This is a genomic window from Tateyamaria armeniaca (genome assembly GCF_045797845.1).
Taxonomy (GTDB): domain Bacteria; phylum Pseudomonadota; class Alphaproteobacteria; order Rhodobacterales; family Rhodobacteraceae; genus Tateyamaria; species Tateyamaria armeniaca.
In genome coordinates this window covers 2,844,939-2,864,478 of record NZ_JBHDIY010000002.1, presented here as the reverse complement: position 1 = coordinate 2,864,478, position 19,540 = coordinate 2,844,939, and the positions used below count along the sequence as shown (strand labels likewise).

General features: G+C 62.4%; 19 protein-coding genes and 1 pseudogene. 9 read left to right on the top strand and 11 right to left on the bottom strand.

The features are described from left to right. Nucleotides 1-85 precede the first annotated feature (85 nt). The 4 genes from hflX to trkA form a co-directional block, all read right to left on the bottom strand. Complete coding sequence (gene hflX / locus ACERZ8_RS14520) at nucleotides 86-1,360, bottom strand: GTPase HflX (protein ID WP_407592871.1); 1,275 nt, start codon at nucleotides 1,358-1,360, stop codon at nucleotides 86-88. After that, complete coding sequence (gene hfq, locus ACERZ8_RS14515; RefSeq protein WP_007119530.1) at nucleotides 1,357-1,596, bottom strand: RNA chaperone Hfq; 240 nt, start codon at nucleotides 1,594-1,596, stop codon at nucleotides 1,357-1,359. Before hfq ends, hflX begins: the two co-directional genes overlap by 4 nt. Nucleotides 1,597-1,723: 127 nt before the next feature. Beyond that, nucleotides 1,724-3,271 (bottom strand): TrkH family potassium uptake protein, encoded by a 1,548-nt coding sequence (locus ACERZ8_RS14510; protein ID WP_407592870.1) that lies wholly within the window; start codon nucleotides 3,269-3,271, stop codon nucleotides 1,724-1,726. Continuing rightward, entirely contained in the window at nucleotides 3,271-4,647 is a 1,377-nt protein-coding gene (gene trkA, locus ACERZ8_RS14505; RefSeq protein WP_407592869.1) for a Trk system potassium transporter TrkA, read from the bottom strand. Before trkA ends, ACERZ8_RS14510 begins: the two co-directional genes overlap by 1 nt. A gap of 149 nt (nucleotides 4,648-4,796) precedes the next feature. Here trkA and ACERZ8_RS14500 point away from each other — a divergent pair, with 149 nt between their 5' ends. Together ACERZ8_RS14500 and ACERZ8_RS14495 are read left to right on the top strand one after the other, a co-directional pair. Further along, nucleotides 4,797-5,246: a hypothetical protein gene (locus ACERZ8_RS14500; protein WP_407592868.1), complete on the top strand. Its 450-nt coding sequence runs from the start codon at nucleotides 4,797-4,799 to the stop codon at nucleotides 5,244-5,246. Nucleotides 5,247-5,261: 15 nt separating this feature from the next. After that, a complete protein-coding gene (locus ACERZ8_RS14495) occupies nucleotides 5,262-6,269 on the top strand; it encodes a nuclear transport factor 2 family protein (RefSeq protein WP_407592867.1) in 1,008 nt (335 codons plus the stop codon). A gap of 13 nt (nucleotides 6,270-6,282) precedes the next feature. Here ACERZ8_RS14495 and ntrX read toward each other — a convergent pair whose 3' ends face one another. From ntrX to dusB, 5 genes and pseudogenes are all read right to left on the bottom strand, one after another. Continuing rightward, the gene (gene ntrX / locus ACERZ8_RS14490; protein ID WP_407592866.1) at nucleotides 6,283-7,698 is read right to left on the bottom strand and encodes a nitrogen assimilation response regulator NtrX; all 1,416 of its coding nucleotides are present in this window, start codon (nucleotides 7,696-7,698) and stop codon (nucleotides 6,283-6,285) included. Further along, nucleotides 7,695-9,905, bottom strand: a complete 2,211-nt coding sequence (locus ACERZ8_RS14485; RefSeq protein ID WP_407594282.1) for a sensor histidine kinase NtrY-like — start codon at nucleotides 9,903-9,905, stop codon at nucleotides 7,695-7,697. Before ACERZ8_RS14485 ends, ntrX begins: the two co-directional genes overlap by 4 nt. Nucleotides 9,906-10,036: 131 nt before the next feature. Then, nucleotides 10,037-11,397, bottom strand: a pseudogene (locus ACERZ8_RS14480) (response regulator). Between the two features lie 3 nt (nucleotides 11,398-11,400). After that, nucleotides 11,401-12,486, bottom strand: coding sequence for a two-component system sensor histidine kinase NtrB (locus tag ACERZ8_RS14475; RefSeq protein WP_407592865.1), 1,086 nt, complete (start codon nucleotides 12,484-12,486; stop codon nucleotides 11,401-11,403). Next, on the bottom strand, nucleotides 12,483-13,469 hold the full coding sequence (gene dusB / locus ACERZ8_RS14470) for a tRNA dihydrouridine synthase DusB (RefSeq protein WP_407592864.1): 987 nt from the start codon (nucleotides 13,467-13,469) through the stop codon (nucleotides 12,483-12,485). Before dusB ends, ACERZ8_RS14475 begins: the two co-directional genes overlap by 4 nt. Nucleotides 13,470-13,648: 179 nt before the next feature. Here dusB and ispD point away from each other — a divergent pair, with 179 nt between their 5' ends. The 4 genes from ispD to ACERZ8_RS14450 are packed head-to-tail and all read left to right on the top strand — an operon-like array spanning nucleotide 13,649 to nucleotide 15,744. Then, a complete protein-coding gene (gene ispD, locus ACERZ8_RS14465) occupies nucleotides 13,649-14,314 on the top strand; it encodes a 2-C-methyl-D-erythritol 4-phosphate cytidylyltransferase (RefSeq protein ID WP_407592863.1) in 666 nt (221 codons plus the stop codon). After that, nucleotides 14,304-14,783 (top strand): 2-C-methyl-D-erythritol 2,4-cyclodiphosphate synthase, encoded by a 480-nt coding sequence (gene ispF / locus ACERZ8_RS14460; protein ID WP_407592862.1) that lies wholly within the window; start codon nucleotides 14,304-14,306, stop codon nucleotides 14,781-14,783. The genes ispD and ispF overlap by 11 nt, the downstream gene beginning before the upstream one ends. Nucleotides 14,784-14,791: 8 nt before the next feature. Further along, the gene (locus ACERZ8_RS14455; protein ID WP_407592861.1) at nucleotides 14,792-15,274 is read left to right on the top strand and encodes a phosphatidylglycerophosphatase A family protein; all 483 of its coding nucleotides are present in this window, start codon (nucleotides 14,792-14,794) and stop codon (nucleotides 15,272-15,274) included. Then, nucleotides 15,271-15,744, top strand: a complete 474-nt coding sequence (locus tag ACERZ8_RS14450) for a CinA family protein (RefSeq protein WP_407592860.1) — start codon at nucleotides 15,271-15,273, stop codon at nucleotides 15,742-15,744. The genes ACERZ8_RS14455 and ACERZ8_RS14450 overlap by 4 nt, the downstream gene beginning before the upstream one ends. Here ACERZ8_RS14450 and ACERZ8_RS14445 read toward each other — a convergent pair. Beyond that, a complete protein-coding gene (locus ACERZ8_RS14445; protein ID WP_407594281.1) occupies nucleotides 15,718-16,968 on the bottom strand; it encodes an MmgE/PrpD family protein in 1,251 nt (416 codons plus the stop codon). The two genes, ACERZ8_RS14450 and ACERZ8_RS14445, sit on opposite strands and share 27 nt — an antisense overlap. Before the next feature lie 48 nt (nucleotides 16,969-17,016). Continuing rightward, complete coding sequence (locus ACERZ8_RS14440; protein ID WP_407592859.1) at nucleotides 17,017-17,460, bottom strand: type II toxin-antitoxin system RatA family toxin; 444 nt, start codon at nucleotides 17,458-17,460, stop codon at nucleotides 17,017-17,019. Nucleotides 17,461-17,536: 76 nt separating this feature from the next. On the opposite strand from ACERZ8_RS14440, the gene hpt reads away from it, so the two are divergent. From hpt to ACERZ8_RS14425, 3 genes are all read left to right on the top strand, one after another. Continuing rightward, nucleotides 17,537-18,073: a hypoxanthine phosphoribosyltransferase gene (gene hpt / locus ACERZ8_RS14435; protein ID WP_407592858.1), complete on the top strand. Its 537-nt coding sequence runs from the start codon at nucleotides 17,537-17,539 to the stop codon at nucleotides 18,071-18,073. A 97-nt stretch (nucleotides 18,074-18,170) separates the two neighbouring features. Continuing rightward, complete coding sequence (locus ACERZ8_RS14430; RefSeq protein ID WP_407592857.1) at nucleotides 18,171-18,644, top strand: c-type cytochrome; 474 nt, start codon at nucleotides 18,171-18,173, stop codon at nucleotides 18,642-18,644. 167 nt (nucleotides 18,645-18,811) lie between these two features. Then, a complete protein-coding gene (locus ACERZ8_RS14425; protein ID WP_407592856.1) occupies nucleotides 18,812-19,537 on the top strand; it encodes a c-type cytochrome in 726 nt (241 codons plus the stop codon). The last annotated feature ends 3 nt before the right edge of the window (nucleotides 19,538-19,540 follow it).

Genomic DNA, 19,540 nt, shown 5'->3' with positions numbered 1-19,540 from the left:
CACAAAGGAAATTTTCTCATGATCAACAGTTGGGCACAATGGGCTCGAAGCGGCCCTTCGCATCAGCATACACGATGGTCCGCAATTAAAGCCCCTCGAACCGCGCCTTCTGAATAGCACTCCAGCGGACATCGAATTCGAAGCCGTCCTCGCCCTGCCGTTCGTCCTCGACCACGTCCTGTTCGAACAGCCAGGCCCGCTTGCGCCCTTCGGCAAAGGGCAGCATCAGTGTTTCGGTTGTGACGCTAGCTTGCAACGTCTCGGCCACCTGATCCAGCAGTGCCTCGATCCCCTCGCCCGTCAACGCCGAGATGGCGAATACGTTGTTCTCGCGTTCGGCCCGCGCGCGAGTGGCATCGGCGGCGTCCTGATCCAGTGCGTCAAGCTTGTTCCAGACCTCGATCTGCGCGCGATCTTCTCCGACCCCCAGATCTGCCAGAATGGCGGCCACATCCTCGGCCTGCGCTTCGGTTTCGGGGTGCGAGATGTCGCGGACATGGACGATGATGTTTGCCGCCAGCACTTCCTCCAGCGTGGCGCGGAAGGAGGCGACCAGTTCGGTGGGCAGGTCAGAGATGAAACCAACCGTGTCCGACAGGATTACCTCGGGGCCTGAGTCGAGTTCAACCCGCCGCATAGTTGGATCAAGCGTGGCGAACAGCATGTCCTTGGCCATCACCTCTGCCCCCGTCAGGCGATTGAACAGCGTGGATTTTCCAGCGTTGGTGTAGCCGACAAGGGCGACAATCGGGTACGGGACCTTGGCGCGGGCAGCGCGGTGCAGGCTGCGCGTCTTGACCACCTTGTCCAGTTGACGGCGCAAGCGGACCAGTTGCGTGTCAATGGCGCGGCGGTCCGCCTCGATCTGCGTCTCGCCGGGGCCACCGACAAAACCAAGCCCGCCGCGCTGCCGTTCAAGGTGAGTCCAGGCCCGCACCAGCCGCGTGCGCTGATAGCTGAGTGCCGCCATTTCGACCTGCAACACACCCTCGCGGGTGGCGGCACGGTCAGAGAAGATTTCGAGGATCAGGCCAGTGCGGTCGAGCAATTTGACCTTCCACGCCTTTTCCAGATTGCGCTGCTGCACGGGGGTCACAGGGCCATCGACCAGAACCAGCTCCACCTCTTCGTCATGCAGGCGGGTGGCCAGTTCGTCGATCTTGCCCGAACCGAACAGCAGCCCCGCCTGCGGGCGCGGCAGGCGCACGATTTCGGACCCGACCACGTCGAGTTCCGGCAAGGCATGGGCCAGCGAAACAGCCTCGGCCAGCGCGAGAGAGGCCTCGCGCCGGTCCGGATCGGATTTGATTTCAGGGTGGATCACCCACGCGCGGGTGACATCAGGCGCGGTTTCGCTCAAGAGGCGTCTTCGCCCTCATACAAGCTGATGGGCTGGCTTGGCATGATGGTTGAGATCGCGTGCTTGTAGACAAGCTGGCTTTGACCATCGCGGCGCAATAACACGCAGAAGTTGTCAAACCACGTGATAACGCCTTGCAATTTCACGCCATTTATCAGGAAAATCGTCACGGGCACCTTGGTCTTGCGCACGTGATTCAGGAATGCGTCCTGCAAATTCTGTCTGTCCGAAGCCATTTCGGGTCGCCCTTTTTCTTGCCTGGCCTGCGGATCAGACCGTCCCTCAAGCCCTGAGTATGTCGTGGGGTTTCAGAAGATTCCACCCCAAAAATCAGTCCGTTACGGACCTGTTGCACGAGTCCGCCTAACCGCGCCACAAATCCGGTGTCAAAAGGGCGATGATGGCCAGCATCTCAAGGCGACCCAGAACCATGGCGGCGACAAATATGCCCTTGGCTGTCCCGCCCAGTTCGGCCAGCGCAATGGGCGTGCCCGACGCAACCTCCAGCAGTGGTCCCGTGGTCGAAAGGCCCGCGACAACGATGACGAGGCTGGTTTCGAACGGCACACCGGTGGCCGTCAGCGCGATGGTCAGAAACGCAAGAGACAGCGCAAACAGCATGAAAAATATCCATGCTATGAACGCCCCACCCTTTTGCAGACGCCGCCCCATCGGATTGCCACCGCTCACGGATGAAGGATGGACAAGGCGCTCCATCTCGCGCAGCCCGTTGAGGTAAAGCGCAAAGACCCGCAGCAGTTTGACCCCGCCCGCCGTTGTCGCCACACCGCCGCCAATCACCGCAAGGCCCATCAGCAGCAGACCCGGTGTCGTCAGCCCGGACCACGCTTGCGCATCGCCCCAGTTGGCCGATGTGAACCCGGTGGTGGTCAGGAACGAGAGCACCGTAAATGCGCTACCCCACAGGGCGCGCCCTGCCCCGACTAGATCGTCTTCGGCGCTGGCATCGACCGCGCCGAGAAAATGGCGCACGAACAGCACCGTGGGCACGATAATGACCAACGCGATGCCGATGCGAAATTCTGGGTCCTTGCTGATCCCGCCGGTATCCGACGTCACCGTGTCGGTCGAAAACGTCAGCCGCGACAGGGCAAACAGCATAAAAAGCAGCATGACCGCTTCGCCAGCGATGCCGGAGCCTGTGCCTGTCAGCCCCCCGACCGGCGAAATGCCGGACGTCGCCATGATCGACATGGCGTGGCACAGCGGGACAAGGCCGCGATCGCCGCCCACGGCCAGCAGTATCCACAACAAAAGAGTCAGTCCGACATAGATCGGGATCAGCACAGCGCTGACCTTGGATATCCGCACGCGCACTTCGGGGGCGGCCATGCTGGTGTCACGAGGCTGCGTGCGCCCCGGTTCGGCCCGCGCCGTCACTTCGAACCCGCCAAGGTTCAGCGGTGCAAGGATGGCCGAGGCCGCAATCCACATCAGCAACCCGCCCATCCACGCCACCAGCGCGCGCCACAGATGCAAGGTGCCGTTCAGCCGTTCGGGATCGTCAAAGATTGTCGCCCCGGTGGTGGTGATGGCACTGACCATTTCGACATAGGCGTTCAGAAAGGTGGTGGTTCCCAGCCCCTCGTAGAACGGGATCGCCAGCAGCACCGGCAGAAACACAAAGGCGCAGAGCAGCGACATGAGTGGCCCGAGCGAGCCATGACGCGGGTCGCGCCCGGCATGGGCGAGCCCAATCATCGCAAAGGCGGTGAGACCCAGAATGGCGGTGTAGAGAAAGGCGCGCGCCGCCTCCAGATCGCGCGCAACCCCGCCATAGACCGCAGGCACCAGCATCGCCGCCGAAAAGACACCCACAAGCAGCAGAAACAGTGGCAACCGCAACAGGCTGACGGCAAAGCGCGATGTCTCTTTGACGTGCAGTTGCATCAGAAAAAGTCGATAGAGACCTGCATCAGGCGCTCCACCTCGGGCACATCCTTGGCCAGGGCAAACAGGGCGATGACATCGCCTTCGTCAATGCGGGTCCTGCCGACCGGTCGGATGACTTTTTCACCCTTGCGGACCGACCCGACAAGGACACCTTCGGGAAAGTCGATCTCGTTGATCTTCTTGCCGGCCATGGGCGAGGTCGACAACACTTCGGCTTCGATCACCTCGGCATCCGCGTCCCCGATGGAATAGACCGCGCGCACCCGACCATGGCGGATGTGACGCAGGATCGACGACACCGTGGTGGCGCGCGGGTTGATGTAGGCGTCAATGCCCAGGGGCCCCATCATCGGCACCAGCGTGGGGTCATTGATCAGCGCGATGGCATAGGGGCAGCCTTCGGCCTTGGCGCGCACGGCCGCCAGCATGTTCGTCTTGTCATCATCTGTTACCGCCAGCATCGCGTCGGCCCGGGACACGCCCGCCTCGTTCAAAAGCGCCACGTCCAGCCCATCGCCGTGGAGCACAATGGTGCGCTCAAGCGCTTCGGCGGCAAGTTCTGCGCAGCGGCGGTTGCGCTCGATCATCTTGGTGCGCACGCGGTTGGTGCGTTTTTCCAGCGCGCGGGCGACGGCCAGACCCACATTGCCGCCCCCGACAACCACAAGACGTTCCTGCTTGGTCATCGTCTTGCCAAAGACTTCCATGGTGCGCGGCACGTCATCGACATGGGCAAAGATATAGGCGTCATCGCCTGCCAGCAGGTGATCACCCGCCTCGGGGGCGAACAATGTGCCTTCGCGGCGCACACCGACAACAACCACGCGTAAGGTAGAAAACAGATCGGTCAACTGGCGCAGGGGCGTGTTCAGAACGGGGCAGTCTTCGTCCAGCGAAATGCCCAGCAGTTGCGCCTGCTCGTCGATGAACAGTTCGGTGTCAAAGGCGGCAGGCGCGCTCAGACGTTGCAGGGCGGCGGCGGCGACCTCGCGTTCGGGGCTGATCACCACATCGATGGGCATGTGATCGCGGCGGAACAGGTCGGAATAGATCGCCGTCAGATAGGCCTGAGAGCGCAGCCGCGCAATCTTGCGGTTGATGCCAAAGACCGAATGGGCCACCTGGCAAGTGACCATGTTTACCTCGTCCGAATAGGTGGCGGCGATGATCATGTCCGCATCGCGCGCACCGGCCCGGTCCAGCACATCCGGGTAGCTGGCAAAGCCTGCAACCCCCTGCACATCCAGCGTATCCGTGGCGCGGCGCACAAGGTCCTGATCACTGTCCACCACGGTGACATCGTTGCGCTCGCCCGACAGATGGCGGGCGATCTGCCAGCCGACCTGTCCTGCCCCGCAGATAATGACCTTCATACATGCCCTCGGCGTTTGGGCGCGCAAGTGCGGCCCATTTCACGCCTTTTGCATGACAGAGAGGGCGTGCCCGGTCAACGGTTGCACACGTGTGCAAATTTCCACGAATCCCAATTGTAAATGGCGCAGGCATGGGTCAGAGTCCTGTTATGCGCACGATCTGTTTCGCCTTTGCCCTTTTGTCGCTGTCCGGCTGTCTGCCGGTGTCGACCTATTACGCCGAAGGGGTCAGCGCCGCGCAGTTGATGCGTGACGACACCCGCTGTGACGTGCAGGCCCTGCGCGAAGCACCAGTGGCCAACCAGACGCGTCAGGGTGCGCCGCGCTTTGTGCCGCACCGGGTCTGTGATGCGGCAGGCCAATGCTACAACAGAGGCGGGTATTGGGTGCCCGGCGACATCTACACCGTCGATGTGAACGCGGATTTGCGCAAGCGGGTCAAGGCGCTGTGCATGGCGGATCGCGGCTACCGCCCGGTCGAACTGCCCGCCTGCCGCCAAGGTGTTGCACAGGCAGCACCCCCGGCCCTTCGCCCGTCTTGCCCAGTCTCAATGCCAACAGCTGTGCCATCCGCACAGAGGGTGGCCTGCGGATCGTGACCCAAGGATAATTCAATGACAGATCTTTCCCGTGCCAAAGCCTGCGTGCAGGCCCATCATGCTGCGATGGCCGGTGCCACCCACGACACTGTGGCCACAGCCCTTGGCCAGCATCTGAGCCCCGAGGCCACGTGGCGCGGGATGCATCCCTTTCACGTCCAGACAGGGCCGGAGGCGATTGCCGCCACGTTCTGGACCCCATTCCTGCACGCCATGGCACATGTACAGCGGCGCGAGGATATCTTTTTTGCCGGGCATAACCACCTAGAGGCGGGCGGCACATGGGTGACCTCCATGGGTCATTTCATGGCGTTGTTTGACGCGCCCTTTCTGGGTATTCAGCCCACGGGCAAGATCGTCATGGTCCGCTACGCCGAATTCAGCCGCGTCGACGGGGACCAGATCACCGAACAGGCGCTGTTTGTGGACCTGCTGCACCTGATGGCGCAAGTGGGACAATATCCGCTGCCGAACATGACAGCCGCGCAACTGGTCCAACCTGGCCCAAGGACCCATGACGGGCTGCTGCGCGGCGATCAGGACCCGGACGAAAGCGCAAGGACGCTGGCACTGGTCGAGCGGATGATCGGATCGATCAACCACGCCAACAGCGCTGAAAACCCGCCTACTCCGCACGAAGAACTGGCGGAAAACTGGCACGAGGACTTTGTCTGGTGGGGACCGACAGGCATCGGGGCAACCTTTACCATCGACCGCTACATCGAACAGCACCAGCGCCCGTTCCGTACACAGCTTGGCGCGCGCAAGTACAACGGGCATATCGCGCGCTTTGCCGAAGGGGCCTATGGCGGGTTCTTTGGCTGGGCGAACCTGACGATGGAGTGTTCAGGCCCCTATATGGGCCTGCCCCCTTCGAGCAGACACGCCGACATGCGCGTCGTCGATATCTATCGCCGGGACGGGGACAAGCTGGCCGAGAACTGGATTTTCATCGATATGCTACATTTCCTGAACATGCAGGGCCTCGACGTGCTGGCGCAACTGGACGTCCGGGCACGCTGAGGGGCCTTCTTCCTTAGCCTGCCTGCGCATCCTCTTCTTCATCCAGATGCGCCACACGCGCGCCTGCCTTGGATGAGGTGACGACACCCAAAGATTTGAGCTTGCGGTGCAGGGCGGAGCGCTCCATCCCCACAAAATTCGCCGTGCGGCTGATGTTGCCGCCAAACCGGTTGATCTGGGTCAGCAGGTATTCACGCTCAAACGCCTCGCGCGCTTCGCGCAGGGGCAAAGTGGCGAGCGCGCCCGACAGGACCACGCGGCCCTCCTCGCCTGCGGGTTCTTCCGATCCGGGCAGTTCACGCGCCTCGATCGGTCCGGTGCCATCGCCGAGGATCAGCACCCGTTCCACCATGTTCTTGAGCTGGCGGACGTTGCCGGGCCAGACCATGGTTTGCAGCAAGGCCGCTGCATCATCGCTCAGGTCGCGCTTGGGCAGGCCCTGCGCGGTATTGCATTCCTCGATGAAATGGGCGGCGAGTGTCGGGATGTCTTCACGCCGTTCCTCAAGGCTGGGGACCGAGATCGGGACGACATTCAGACGGTGGTAGAGTTCCTGCCGGAAGGTCCCTGCCGCGATGGCTTGTTCCAGATCGCGGTTTGTGGATGAAATCACACGCAGATCGACGCGCACCTTGTCCGTGCCCCCTACCCGCGTAAATTGCTGATCAACAAGCACGCGCAGGATCTTGGATTGGGTGCCGATGGGCATGTCCGCCACTTCGTCAAAATAGACAACCCCGCCATGGGCCTGTTCAAGCAACCCTTTTTCCAGACCGCGTTCTGCGGTCTCGCGCCCGAACAGGACGTCTTCCATATTCTCCGGTTCGACCCCTGCGCAGTTCACCGTGACAAACGGGGCCTGCGCCCGGTTGGATTTGGCGTGAATGTAGCGCGCGGCCAGTTCCTTGCCCGAACCGGCAGGGCCGGACAGCATGACGCGGCCATTGGACTTGGTGACCTTGTCGAGTTGCGAGATGAGACCCCGAAAGCTGGCAGAGGCCCCGACCATCTTGGACTGGGACGCCTCGGGACGGCGCAGGCTCGAATTTTCGCGCCGCAGCCGAGATGTTTCCATCGCACGGCGGATCACCACCAGCAACTGATCGATATTAAAGGGTTTTTCGATGAAATCGTACGCCCCCTGCTTGATCGCAGCGACCGCGATTTCGATATTGCCGTGGCCCGAAATAATCACCACCGGCACATCAGGGTTGTCGCGTTTGACCGTCTTGAGGATGTCGATGCCGTCCATCTGGCTGTCCTTGAGCCAGATATCGAGGATCATCAGCGCCGGTGCTTCGGCGTTGATGGCCGCCATCGCATCGTCCGAATTGCCCGCCAACCGCGTGGCATAGCCCTCATCCTCAAGAATATCCGAGATCAGTTCCCGAATGTCGCGTTCATCGTCAACGATCAGAATATCGCTCATACCGCCTGCTCCTGCTCAACATGTGCCGGGGCATCCACGGGCAGTGTCACCACCGCCATGGCCCCGGAATGGGTTTGGCCCGCAAAGGGCTCCGCATCATCGAGGGTCAAGGTGCCCCCGTGTTCTTCGATAATTTTCTTGACGATGGGCAGGCCAAGGCCGGTGCCCTCGTCGCGTGTGGTCACGTAGGGTTCAAACAGGCGCGCACGGTCTTCGGGCAGGCCGATGCCGTTGTCCGAAATGGTGATGCATGCCCCCAGCGCGGCACTGGTCACGGACACTTCGATCCGGCGGACGTGCCCCTCCGGCGCTTTGCCCTTTTTGTACAGGGTTTCAATCGCTTCGCCTGCGTTCTTGATCAGGTTGGTCAGGGCCTGAGACAGCATGGTCGCATCGACATTGGCGAGGATAGGTTCGGATGGCAGGTCTGCGGTGATCTGAACGTCGGGTTGCCCGGACTGCTGCAACACAACTGCGTCGCGCACGATGGACACCAGATCCTGGTTCTGACGGTCGGGTTCAGGCATGCGTGCGAATTTCGAAAACTCATCCACGATCCGGCGCAGATCACCAGTCTGGCGCACGATCACATCTGTCATCTGTTCCAGACTGTCGCTGTCCTCGCCCAGCTTGGGTGAAAATTTGCGCTTGATGCGTTCCGCGCTCAACTGGATGGGGGTCAGCGGGTTCTTGATCTCGTGCGCAATACGGCGGGCCACGTCGCCCCAGGCGGCCATGCGCTGCGCGCTCAGCAGGTCGGTCACGTCATCAAAGGCGACCACATACCCCTCTAGCCGCCCATCATCCCGCCGCCGCTTGGCAATCCGCACCAGCAGGTTTTCGAGCCGCCCCGAGCGGGTCACTTTGACCTCGTCCTGTGCCACCTCAAGGTTGCTGGCGCGCAGCAGTGCGAACAAGGCGGCAAATTCCGGGACGGCCACCGCCAGCGGCACCGATCCGCGATCTTCCTGCCAGTCGAGCAGGCGCGCGCCCGACTTGTTGACGAAGGTCACGCGCCCCTTGGCATCCACGCCGACCACGCCCGATGTGACCGAACCAAGCACCGAGTCAAAAAGCCGCCCACGGCGTTCGATCTGCTTGGTGTTTTCCAGCAAGGTGGTGCGCTGCGCCTTGAGCTGTTTGGTCATCTGGTTGAAATAGCGGCTGAGCATGGCGATTTCGTCGTCGCCTGTTTCCTCGCGCACCTGCACATCCAGATCGCCCGCGCCGACCCGCTGTGCGGCACCTGTCAGACGGCCCACCGGCCCTGACAGACGTTCGGCAAACCACAGGCCCAACCAGATCGCAGCGAGGATCAGGATGACCGCAAAACCAAGGTACAAAATGCCGTATTGGAACAGCACCTTGCCCCGTTCGTTTTCAAGTTGCTGGTAAAGGCGCACGGTTTCCTGTGTTTCATCCAGCAGCGACAGGATTTCGCCGTCCACCTCGCGGCTGACATACAACAGCCGGTCCACATAGCTCGCCATCGGCACAAGTGCCCGGAATTCATTGTTGGGCCAGTCCTGAATAACCGTGCCGCCGGTCTCGATGGCCGCTTCGATATCCTCGGCAGAGGGGCGTTCAAAATCAAAGAGATAGGAGCGATTGCCACGTGCCCGCATCTCGCCCGTGCCGTCGATCAGATAGGCCTCGCGCAGGCCACGCTGCACCTGTACTTGCCCGTCGCTCAGCACTTCGCGGTCGCCCACCACCTGCGCGCCACGCACCGTGTCGATGTAGCGCGCAAGGGCGCGTGCATCAGTCATCAGGTCTTCGCGCTGTTCGGTTTCATAGGCTTGCGCTGCGGCGAGCGACGCGCTGACCACACGGCTCACCCGGTCCGAAAACCAGCCCTCAAGCCCGATATTGACCGTGAGGCCTGCAAATACCGCCACCGTCACCGTCGGGATCAGCGCCAACAGCGCAAAGACCCCCGTCAAACGCAGGTGCAGCCGGGAACCTGCGGATTTGGCACGACGTGCAGCAATCAGGCGGGCGATCTGCGACAGGACAAGGGCGGCGACAACCAGAACATAGACAAGGTCGGCCAGCAGAACGAGGCGCAGCGCCAGCGCGCTCGATCCCTGATCCAGCGGGCCAAGAACAAGATATGTGACAAGCGCCAGGACCGGCCCCAGCACCACAAGGCCAAGGGTCGCAGCATTGCGAACGCGCTTGCGGCGATAGAGACGGTTAACCGTCAACCACAAGCTGGTACGTGTCCCGGATGCCACGTGGCATAACCTCGATGATGTGGCGCATCAGCGCCTAAACCGCTAAATCCAGTGATCTTCCGCACGTTTGAGGCGCGAATGCCACGGGTTGTGTGGCAGTATTACATCAATTTGCGGCGGCGTGTCACCTCTATATCGAGATCGGTGATTTTCTTGCGCAGGGTATTGCGGTTGATCCCAAGCAAATCGGCACATTTGGCCTGATTTCCACCCGTTGCATCCAGCGCGATTTCGATCAGCGGAATTTCCACTTCGCGCAGAATCCGCTGATAAAGCCCCGGCGGCGGCAGCATGTTGCCGTGCAGATCGAAATAGCGTTTGAGGTGGCGCGCCACGCTTGCCCCCAGCTTTTCCGTGTCACCTGCCGAGCGGATCGGCTCCAGTTCGGGCTGACTGCCCAGCACCTGTTCGACTTCGGAGGCGGTGATTTCAACGGCGCGGCTGGTCAGCCCCAGCCGGCGCACGGCGTTTTCCAACTGGCGCACGTTGCCGGGCCAGGAATAGGTGCGGAAAATCTCTGCCGCCGCTTCGGATAACACGCGCGGGGCCTGCCCCGACTTTTCACTGCGCACCAGAAAATGATCGGCGAGCAAGGGTATGTCGTCCACACGCTCCCGCAGCGCAGGCACGTTCAGCGTCGCCCCTGACAGGCGGTAATACAGGTCCTTGCGCACCCGGCCCGCCTCCATCGCGGCGGTCAGATCAGATTGGCTGGTCGCCAGAAAACGCGGCGTGTAATCCCCCGGCGTGTCCATCATGCGCACGATGCGGGCCTGCAATTCTTCGGGAATGTCGCCGATTTCATCGATCAGCAAAGTGCCGCCCTTGACCCGCGCAAGCACCCGCGCTGGCCCTTCGAGGTCTTGCAGATCAGCCGAGGTGGCGGTGACGAAGGGCAGCGATCGGCGGTCTGAAAGTCATGAATGGCCCGCGCGATCAGGGACTTGCCCGTTCCGCTTTCGCCCCAGATCAGCACCGGCAGATCCGTGTTCATGACCCGCGCCACAACGCGGTATAGCGCCTGCATGATCGCAGTGCGGCCAACCAATGGCAACTCGTCAGGGCGCTCGTCCTCTGTCGCGCGCGCCGGGTTGTGGGCTTTGAGTTCCAGTGCCTTGGCGGTGCGCTTCATCAGGTCCGGCAGATCAAACGGCTTGGGCAGATAGTCATAGGCTTCTGCCTCTGCCGCCTGAATGGCCGTCATGATGGTGTTTTGCGCCGATATAACGATCACGGGCAGCCCGGGGCGGTCCTGACTGATCTTGGGCAGCATTTCGAGCCCGTTTCCATCGGGCATCATCACGTCCGAAATCACCACGTCGCCTTTGCCTTCGGACACCCAGCGCATCAGCGTGGTCAGCGAGGACGTCGCGTGCACCTTGCACCCTGCCCGCGTCAGGGCCTGCGTCAGAACAGTGCGGATCGTGCGATCGTCATCGGCGACAAGTACAGTTCCATCCATGGGTCAGTCCTCTTGAGCGATTTCAGGGGTGTCGGGTTTGGGCGCGCGCGGCAGGGACAGGCGGAATACGGTGCGCCCGGGCACGGAGGTGACGGAAATCCAGCCCCCGTGATCGGAAATGATCTTTGATACCAGCGCGAGGCCAAGGCCCGTGCCGTTTTCCTTGCCCGACACGAAGGGGTCAAAGATGTCGGCGGCAATGCCTTCGGGCAGGCCCGGGCCATCGTCGATGATCTCGATCTGCAAGGGCAGCGACTGGCCACTGCCGTCGGCCCGGCGCAATCGGAACGAATGTTCGAAATAGCTGTGCAGGCGGATTTTGCCGCTGTCCCCAGCAGCTTCGGAGGCGTTCTTGAGCAGGTTGAGCACAACCTGCAGCAATTGATCCGGATCGCCATGGGCCAGCGGCAGCGAGGGGTCGTAATCCTCGATAATCTCCATATGCGCGCCGAACCCGAGCAAAGCCGAGCGGCGCGCACGGTCCAGCACATCGTGGATGTTCACGGGGCGGAAATCAGGAGGCGAGAGGTTGCCAAACTGTTCGACCTGTTCCAACAGCTTCACGATGCGGCGGGATTCCTCGACAATAAGGTCAGTGAGTTCAAGGTCTTCTGCGCCAAGGTTCATGCTGAGAAGCTGGGCAGCGCCGGTGATACCGGCCAGCGGGTTCTTGATTTCATGCGCCAGCATCTCGGCCATGCCGATGGCGGATTTGGCCGCCGATTTGACCGAATTGCTTTGGGTCATGCGCCCGGCGAGTTCGCGCGGGGAAATCATCAGCAGCATGTGGTCCGGCGCACCGGCAAGCGGCGCAATCTGCAGCGCGCATTGCAGCGGCGCGCGCTGGCCGTTGCCGACATCCACGTCATTCACAAACAGCGGCGTGCCGTTCTTGCGCGCCCGTGCAAGGCTTTCTTCGAGCGGGGCATCCACGGCCAGCTGGTCCCACAGGGGCAGTCCGCGCATGGTCTTGACCGAGGCGTTAAAGAACCCTTCGGCGGCCGAGTTGATATCGACAATCTCGTCCCCCGGTCCGATCACGATGGTCGGCACGGGCAGCGAGGCCCAAAGATCGCCAATCCCGGTCATGCGGCGACCTGACCTGCGTTGGCGCGCAAGGCCTCCGGCAGCAGTTTCAGCGTGGCGTCGGGTGACTTTGTGGTCAACACGCCGCGGCGAACCGCGCCCGAAGTGCCAGCGGTGTCCATGAACCACCCCAGATGCTTGCGCGCCACGCGCAGCCCAAGCACCTCACCGTAAAAGGACAGCATGTCGGTGTAATGCCCCATCACCATATCGGCAAAATCCGCGCCCTTGGGGATGTCGGGTGCGGGTGTGCCATAAAGCGCATGCGCCACCTCGGCCAATATCCATGGGCGGCCCTGCGCCCCGCGCCCGATCATGACGCCATCGGCACCGGACATTTGCAACGCTTCAGCCGCTGTTGCGCCGTCAGTGATGTCGCCATTTGCGATCACGGGGATTCTGACGGCCTTCTTCACCGCACGAATAGCGGCCCAGTCGGCCCGGCCTTTGTAGAACTGGCAGCGCGTGCGTCCATGGATCACGATCTGTCTGATGCCCGCCGCCTCGGCCCGTGCCGCGATTTCAGGCGCGTTCAGCATCCCGTCATCCCAACCGAGCCGGGTTTTCAGCGTCACAGGCACATCCACCGCGCGCACCACCGCTTCGATCAGGGTCAGCGCGTGGTCAGGATCGCGCATCAGGGCCGACCCGGAATAGCCTTGGGTGACCTTCTTGGCGGGACAGCCCATGTTGATGTCGATCACCTGCGCGCCCTGCCCGGCCACCATCTTTGCCGCTTCGGCCATCGGCGCAGCCTCGCGCCCTGCAAGCTGCACGGCTGTGCCCGCCGCCCCAAGGCCCAGTTCGGCCTTTTCGCGGCTGCCGGGGCGCGCATTTAGCATATCGTGGCTTGCCACCATTTCGGACACGACCATGCCCGCGCCGAACCGCGACACAAGGGTGCGGAACGGCAAATCCGTGATCCCGGCCATCGGGGCCAGCATCACAGGCGGGGTCATATCGAGAGGGCCAAGGGCCGTGGGCATTGCCTAATCCTTGTGCGGTCACCTTGAGCTATAGCAGAGCGGGCGCATTCTCAATCCAAGCAAAGCCATTCGCTGCCAACACTTAGCGCACATGCACATTATTTGGGCGCTTTTTGACAGGCATGGACAGCACGCAGAGGACAGCCTAGAGATTTCGCCATGAAACGGGTGTGCCTGACATGACAAAAACGGCAGCGGTGATCGTGGCCGCCGGGCGCGGAGTACGCGCCGGGGGTGCCGAGCCAAAACAGTGGCAAGCGCTGTGCGGCAAACCGGTGCTGGCCCACACGCTCGCCGCCTTTCAAAGCCACCCTGACATCGCGCAGATCGTGGTTGTGCTGCACCCCGACGACATGATGCGCGCAGATGCCTATCTGGATGCGCGGACGCAGGTTGTCGCTGGCGGGCCGGAGCGTGCGGCATCCGTCAGGAATGGGCTGCGGATGGTCGACGACGCAACGCAGGTCCTGATCCACGACGTCGCCCGCCCCATGATCACCCACGCCCTGATCTCCCGCGTGATCGACGCACTTGCCACGACAACGGGGGCCGCCCCCGCGCTTGCCGTCACGGATGCGCTTTGGACGGGCAAGGACAACCGCGTCACAGGCACACAGGACCGCAGAGGCCTTTACCGCGCGCAAACGCCACAAGGCTTTGATCTCAAGTCCATAATCGCGGCCCATGACGCCCATGCCGGCGGTGCGGCAGATGATGTCGAAGTTGCACGCGCCTTTGGCCTTGAGGTTGCAATCGTGCCCGGCGACGAGGACAATCTGAAAATCACCCTGCCCGAAGATTTTGCACGGGCAGAACGCATACTCCGGGGGCGCGATGGACATTAGACTGGGCAACGGGTTCGACGTGCACGCCTTTGGGCCGGGCAATCATGTCACCCTGTGCGGGGTCGCCATCCCGCATTCCCACGGACTTGTCGGACACTCGGATGCAGATGTGGGCATGCACACCGTGACGGATGCGATCTATGGCGCACTGGCACAAGGCGATATCGGCCAGCATTTCCCGCCGTCCGATCCACAATGGAAAGGGGCGGAAAGCCATATTTTCCTGACCCATGCCGCCGATCTCGCCCGCGACATGGGGTTCGAGATATCCAACATCGACTGCACGTTGATCTGTGAATTTCCAAAGGTCGGACCGCATGCAGCACGGATGCGCGCCGTCATGGCCGACATCCTGCGCGTTGACGAGGGTCGCATATCGATCAAGGCCACAACATCCGAGCGGCTGGGCTTTACCGGTCGGGGCGAAGGCATCGCCTGCATCGCCACCGCCGCACTGGTGCGCCCGTGATTGCGCGGATGATCGCGACGGTATGCGGCGTGGGTTATTTGCGCCCTGCCCCCGGCACATGGGGATCGGCGGTGGCGCTGCCGATGGCCTGGGTTTTGCACCTGCTGGGCGGTTTCCCCCTGTTGCTTGTCGCGCTGATCGCTACCTTTGCAAAGGGATGGTGGGCGACACGGGTCTTGACGGATGGACAAACAGATCACGACCCCTCTGAAATTGTCGTGGACGAAGTTGTGGGGCAATGGATCGCTTTGCTGCCGCTCAGCTATGCGGCGTGGGATCGCGGTATCGATATCCTCGCCATGTGGCCCGGCTGGATCGCGGCCTTTGTGCTGTTTCGCCTGTTCGACATCTGGAAACCGCTCTGGGTCGGCACGGCAGACCGGCGTGGCGACGCGCTGGGTGTGATGTTGGATGACGTGATCGCGGGCGTCTTTGCAGCCATCGGCGTACTGGCCCTCGCGGCCCTCGCACATGGGGTGCTGATGGGATGAGCCGCGCCAAACAAGTCCTTGATCTCGCAAAAGATCAAGGCATCATGATCGCAACCGCGGAAAGCTGCACAGGCGGCATGGTTGCCGCCGCCCTCACCGACATCCCGGGGTCTTCGGCGGTGGTGGAACGCGGCTTTGTCACTTACACCAATCGCGCCAAGATTGAGATGCTGGGCGTGTTGCCTGCGACCCTGACCGCGCATGGTGCTGTGAGTGAAGAGGTCGCAATCGAGATGGCGCGCGGTGCGCTCACACATTCCGGCGCCGATCTGGCCGTGTCGATCACCGGCATTGCGGGGCCCGGCGGATCCGAGTTCAAACCCGAAGGGCGTGTGTGTTTTGGCCTCGCCGATGCCGGCGGTATCACAAGCGAAACGATCGAATTCGGCGCTTTGGGACGGGCAAGGGTGCGCGACGCCGCGCGCGATCACGCGCTTGATCTGCTACTGGCCCGGATGCGGACCAAGTAGACGCGTGAACCCTGTCAGGTCGTCGCCCTCAATGGCCTGCCACAACCTGTCCGCCCGATCCCCGACCAGCGCGCGGGCCTTGTCCAGCAAACGCGCCCTGCGCGCCTCGATCGAAAGCGCCGCGCTCAGATCGTGGTTAAAGGTCTCACCATCCACCTCAACCCGCGCCTGCATCTCGCTTAAGCCTTCATCGGGCACTACGCGCACCCGGTCCCGAAACGCGACCAGTGCGGGGTCCAAAGCATACGCATCGCTGAAGGCCGCAATGTCGCCGGTGTCATGCTCATGAGCCACCATCGCCAGCACATGGGCATATGAGAATTTCGCAGCCAACCCGGTGGCGGGGGCAGGTTGATTGCAGACGCTCATCCAGCGGGGATGAGTGTGCACCGTGATGGCATCTGCCGCGCCCAAGTCCAGCCCGCGCACCGCCTCCAGCGTGGCGTGCAGACCGTGACAGCAGGCATGGAACTTGTGACTGACATCACCCATACGCCACGCAACTCCGGGCACTTGGCCTGCGCCATGATGCGTCTCTCCAAAGCCCAAAGGACCTGCCAGACCGTCCATTGCAGAACGCATGCCATCCGCAGCCCAGGTCGCGGCCTCGACCCCGGTGCGCGCCGCCAGCCCCGCATTCAGCGGTTTGCCCATGGTGCCGAACTGGCACTTCACCCCCGATGCCATCGTCGCACACAGCCCAAGGGCATGGCGCAACTGCGCCGGATCAAGCCCGATCAAACGGGCCGCGGCCACTGTCGCGCCAAAGGCCCCCGCAGTGGCCGTCTGGTGATAACCCACCTGATAGTGCGCGCGCCCCAGCCACAAACCGACAGCCGCCGACGCTTCTGCCCCAATCAGGGCCGCATCGACCATCTGCGCCATACTGGCTCTGCGTGTCTCGGCCACGGCCAGCGCGGCCGAGACCACAACGACCGACGGGTGCCCGATATGGGCAAAATGCGTGTCATCATAATCAAGCGCATGGGACAGCGTTCCGTTGACCAGTGCCGCCTGCGCCGCCTCGCTGGTGCGTCCGTCAAATCGCGTGGATGCGCCGTCACTCACCAGCCCCAACGCCCAGTTGGCAAATGCGCCCTCCGCCTGTCCGGCGATGCCGCAGGCCGCCCAGTCCAGCACCGACAGGCGCATCACATCGCGCACATCTTCGGGCGGCTCTGCCAGCGCATAGTCCAGCAGCAACGCGGTGATCCCCTGCTTCATCTCGCCCAATAAACTCCCCCGGAGGGCCGGTCAGCCCAGAATCCCACCCTATCCGTAAAGCGCCGCCGCCCGCCGCTCAAAGGCACGCACGATCCGCTGCATCGCTTCGTTGAATACAACACCGATGATGCCCTGCAGGATCGCGTTCTTGAACTCGAAGTCCACGAAAAACGACACTTCGCATCCCCCTTCGGCGGGGCTGAAGGCCCAGTTGGATTTCATGTAGCGAAACGGGCCGTCCAGATATTCGGTGTCGATCTTGTGCTGATCCGGCCACAGCACCACGCGGCTGCCAAAGCGTTCGCGGAACACTTTGAAGCTGATGACCAGATCGGCCTCCATCACTTCGCTGTCGCCCTTGGGGGTTACGGTGCGCACGCGCGCTGCCGCACACCACGGCAGGAATTCGGGATAAGACGGCACATCCGCCACCAGCGCGTACATCTGTTCAGGCGTGTAGGGCAAAAGCCGGGTTTCGGAATGCGTGGGCATCGGGTTAGACAGGACCTCGGTGATATGTTGCCAATGCGATGTGTCGCGATTGAGACGCGAAATCAAGGGGATCACCATGTCAGAGCGGCCATATGTCATAGACCAGATGATTTCGGCCAAGGCCATTGCCGCCCGGATCGAGGATCTGTGCGCCGCGATTCAGACCGAATTCGCGGGCACCGACAAGCTGGTGGTTGTGGGTCTGTTGCGCGGGTCATTCGTCTTCATCGCCGATCTTGTGCGCGAGCTGGACTTGCCCATCGAGGTCGATTTCCTTGAAACCTCGTCTTACGGAGACGGGATGGAATCAAGCCGGGAAGTCCGTATTCTCAAAGACTTGCGCGGCACAATTGAAGGTCGCGATGTGCTGGTGGTCGAGGATATCGTCGACACAGGATACACCATGAGCCACGTGATCCGCCTGCTCAAGGGGCGCGATCCGGCCAAGCTGCGCACGATTGCCCTGCTCGACAAACCCAGCCGCCGCGAGGTCGATGTCAGCGCCGACTGGATCGGGTTCGAGATTCCGGATGAATTTGTCGTGGGCTACGGCATCGACTTTGCGCAGCGCAACCGCAATCTGCCCTTTATCGGCAAGGTCCGGTTTACCTGAGGCCCCGCCGACGCCGCACATCTCTCGCAATCGTGACCGGAATGGCACGCCGAAACACGCTACACTTTGTCACACCCCAATCAGGAGCGTCATTCAAATGCGTCTTTTCGGTCTCACCCTCACAACTCTCGCCGCCACCGCTGTGGCCTTTACCGCCCTCGCCGACGGTCACACCAAAGCCCTTGAGGGGGCCGTGCAAGCGCGCAAGGCGAGCATGAGCACAATCGGCTATCACACAGGTCTGCTGGGCGCGATGGCGAAGGGCGAGGCCCCTTACGACGCCGCGATTGCGACGGCGGCGGCGGAAAACCTTGCGGCTGCTGCGTCGATGAACCGGATCGTGTTCTGGATCGAAGGCTCCGAACAGGGCGCCATCGAGGGATCGCGTGCCAAGCCCGAAATCTGGTCGGATGCCGCCGGTTTTGAGGAAAGTGCCATGGCGCTGGAAACAGCGGCCGCAGCGATGGTGACAGCAGCGGGCACTGATCTGGAGTCGCTGCGTGCGGCCATGGGCCCCGTCGGCAAATCCTGCGGGGACTGCCACAAAGCCTATCGCGGCCCGCGCAACTGATCCCATATGCGCTTGATTGCCCGTACATTCGCCGCCCTTGTCCTGCTTGGGGTGGCCTTGGGCCTGTATCTGACCCGCCCGGCCTCTTTGCCGGACGGGTTTGTCACGGGCGAAGCGGCTGATCCCGAGGCGGGTGCTTTGGTATTCGCCGCGGCGGGCTGTGCCTCGTGCCATGTCGCACCGGAGACCGAAGCCGAAGGCCCCCGGTTCTGGCCGGTGGCCTCGCCTTCCCCAGCGACTTTGGCACATTTTATGCGCCCAACATCTCATCTGATGCCACGGCAGGTATCGGCGGGTGGAGCGTCGAAGAGTTTGCCAGCGCCGTCACCCTTGGCGTGTCACCGACGGGCAAACACTATTACCCTGCTTTTCCCTATGCGGCCTACCAGCACATGACCCCGGGCGATCTGGCCGATCTGTTTGCCTATATGCAGACGCTGCCAGCGGACGCGACGCCGTCCCTTCCCCACGATGTCGGCTTTCCCTTCAACATCCGGCGCGGGCTTGGACTGTGGAAACTGGCCTTTGTGCCTGAACAATTTGTGCTTGAGGCAGGATCGCCCGTGCTTGAACGCGGGCGTTATCTGGCCGAAGGGTTGGCCCATTGCGCCGAATGCCACACCCCGCGCAATGCGGTCGGCGGGTTGGACCGGAGCGCGTGGATGGCGGGTGCGCCCAATCCGTCCGGCAAGGGCAAGATACCCAACATCACACCCGCCGCACTGGATTGGAGCGAAGGCGATCTGGTCGAATACTTCACCTCGGGCTTCACGCCGGAATATGACAGTGCGGGGGGCGAGATGGCCGAAGTCGTCGAAAACCTGAGCCAGTTGCCACGCGCCGACCGCGAAGCGATTGCAGCTTACGTCAAAGCCTTGCCCGCCGTGCCTTGAAGC

Coding starts and splice junctions, on each gene's coding strand:
- hfq (WP_007119530.1), bottom strand. CDS start 1,596: ATGGCTTCGGACAGACAGAATTTGCAGGACGCATTCCTGAATCACGTG.
- ACERZ8_RS14510 (WP_407592870.1), bottom strand. CDS start 3,271: ATGCAACTGCACGTCAAAGAGACATCGCGCTTTGCCGTCAGCCTGTTG.
- trkA (WP_407592869.1), bottom strand. CDS start 4,647: ATGAAGGTCATTATCTGCGGGGCAGGACAGGTCGGCTGGCAGATCGCC.
- ACERZ8_RS14500 (WP_407592868.1), top strand. CDS start 4,797: ATGCGCACGATCTGTTTCGCCTTTGCCCTTTTGTCGCTGTCCGGCTGT.
- ACERZ8_RS14495 (WP_407592867.1), top strand. CDS start 5,262: ATGACAGATCTTTCCCGTGCCAAAGCCTGCGTGCAGGCCCATCATGCT.
- ntrX (WP_407592866.1), bottom strand. CDS start 7,698: ATGAGCGATATTCTGATCGTTGACGATGAACGCGACATTCGGGAACTG.
- ACERZ8_RS14475 (WP_407592865.1), bottom strand. CDS start 12,486: ATGACCGGGATTGGCGATCTTTGGGCCTCGCTGCCCGTGCCGACCATC.
- dusB (WP_407592864.1), bottom strand. CDS start 13,469: ATGCCCACGGCCCTTGGCCCTCTCGATATGACCCCGCCTGTGATGCTG.
- ispD (WP_407592863.1), top strand. CDS start 13,649: ATGACAAAAACGGCAGCGGTGATCGTGGCCGCCGGGCGCGGAGTACGC.
- ispF (WP_407592862.1), top strand. CDS start 14,304: ATGGACATTAGACTGGGCAACGGGTTCGACGTGCACGCCTTTGGGCCG.
- ACERZ8_RS14455 (WP_407592861.1), top strand. CDS start 14,792: ATGATCGCGACGGTATGCGGCGTGGGTTATTTGCGCCCTGCCCCCGGC.
- ACERZ8_RS14450 (WP_407592860.1), top strand. CDS start 15,271: ATGAGCCGCGCCAAACAAGTCCTTGATCTCGCAAAAGATCAAGGCATC.
- ACERZ8_RS14445 (WP_407594281.1), bottom strand. CDS start 16,968: ATGAAGCAGGGGATCACCGCGTTGCTGCTGGACTATGCGCTGGCAGAG.
- ACERZ8_RS14440 (WP_407592859.1), bottom strand. CDS start 17,460: ATGCCCACGCATTCCGAAACCCGGCTTTTGCCCTACACGCCTGAACAG.
- hpt (WP_407592858.1), top strand. CDS start 17,537: ATGTCAGAGCGGCCATATGTCATAGACCAGATGATTTCGGCCAAGGCC.
- ACERZ8_RS14430 (WP_407592857.1), top strand. CDS start 18,171: ATGCGTCTTTTCGGTCTCACCCTCACAACTCTCGCCGCCACCGCTGTG.